The organism is Staphylococcus sp. HMSC068G11, from assembly GCF_001815825.1.
GTDB classification, from domain to species: Bacteria; Bacillota; Bacilli; order Staphylococcales; family Staphylococcaceae; genus Staphylococcus; species Staphylococcus epidermidis.
Map to the genome: position 1 here is coordinate 1 of NZ_KV822071.1, position 1,367 is coordinate 1,367.

Below are 1,367 nucleotides of genomic sequence, written 5' to 3' on the forward strand. Positions count from 1 at the left end.
ATAGGAAAATGAAATGAGAAAGGTTAAGTAAAGTTTTTAGCTTCTCAACTATTCAAAGGAGGTTTTTTTATCGATTACTTAGGTGTTGATATTAGTAAAAGGAGTAGTGTAATTGCACATTATAAAAATGCAAAATTCCAAAAAGAGTTTTTCATCCAAAATAATAAAAATGGCTACAATTATTTACTCAAGTATTTGAATGACTTAGACCACCCACAACTCATTTTTGAATCTACAGGTATCTATTCAAGAGGTATGGAACGATTTTGTTGTGTAAATCAAATTAACTATATTCAAATGAATCCGTTAGAAGCCAAATTTAAAACGAGCGCTCTAAGATCATGGAAAACTGATCAGGCAGATGCTCATAAGCTTGCTTGTTTAGGACCGACGCTTAAACAAACAGGCAGCTTACCTATACATGAGTTAATATTCTTTGAATTAAGAGAACGCGTCCGTTTTCATCTAGAAATCGAGAATGAACAAAATCGACTTAAATTTCAGATCCTTGAATTACTCCATCAAACATTCCCTGGTTTAGAAAGATTATTTAGTAGTCGATATTCAATCATTGCACTCAACATCGCAGAAATCTTTACTCATCCAGACATGGTTCTTGATATCGACAAGGATGTACTTATTACACATATATTCAATTCTACAAATAAGGGAATGTCAATGGATAAAGCTACAAAATATGCACTTCAATTAAGAGTGATTGCTCAAGAAAGCTATCCTAATGTCGATAGACATTCCTTTCTAGTCGAAAAATTACGCTTACTTATTCAACAATTAAAACAATCTATTCATCATCTCAAACAATTAGATGATGCCATGATTCAATTAGCACAACAACTCGATTATTTTGAAAATATTCATTCGATACCTGGTATTGGTAAGCTAAGCACAGCTATGATTATTGGGGAGATTGGTGATATTAAGCGATTTAAATCAAATAAACAACTCAACGCTTTTGTAGGCATTGATATCAAACGATATCAATCAGGTCATACACACTGTAGAGATACCATCAACAAGCGTGGTAATAAAAAAGCGAGAAAACTTTTATTTTGGGTGATTATGAATATAATAAGAGGGCAGCATCATTATGACAATCATGTCGTCGATTATTACTACAAACTAAGAAAGCAGCCTAATGAGAAACCTCATAAGACTGCCATCATTGCTTGTATAAATCGATTATTAAAAACGATTCATTATCTGGTAATGAATCATAAATTGTACGATTATCAAATGTCACCACATTAGCCAAACGTACAATCAAATACAGTTTAACACCTTATTCAAAAAAATTAAAATGAACGGTTTAGTTAAGTAATGCTTATTTTAATTATAAGTACTTGACT

General features: G+C 31.7%; 1 protein-coding gene. It reads left to right on the forward strand.

The annotated features are described in order from the left end of the window. The first annotated feature begins 69 nt into the window (after positions 1 to 69). Positions 70 to 1,269: an IS110-like element ISSep2 family transposase gene (locus HMPREF3058_RS04320; RefSeq protein ID WP_080033715.1), complete on the forward strand. Its 1,200-nt coding sequence runs from the start codon at positions 70 to 72 to the stop codon at positions 1,267 to 1,269. Positions 1,270 to 1,367 lie beyond the last annotated feature (98 nt).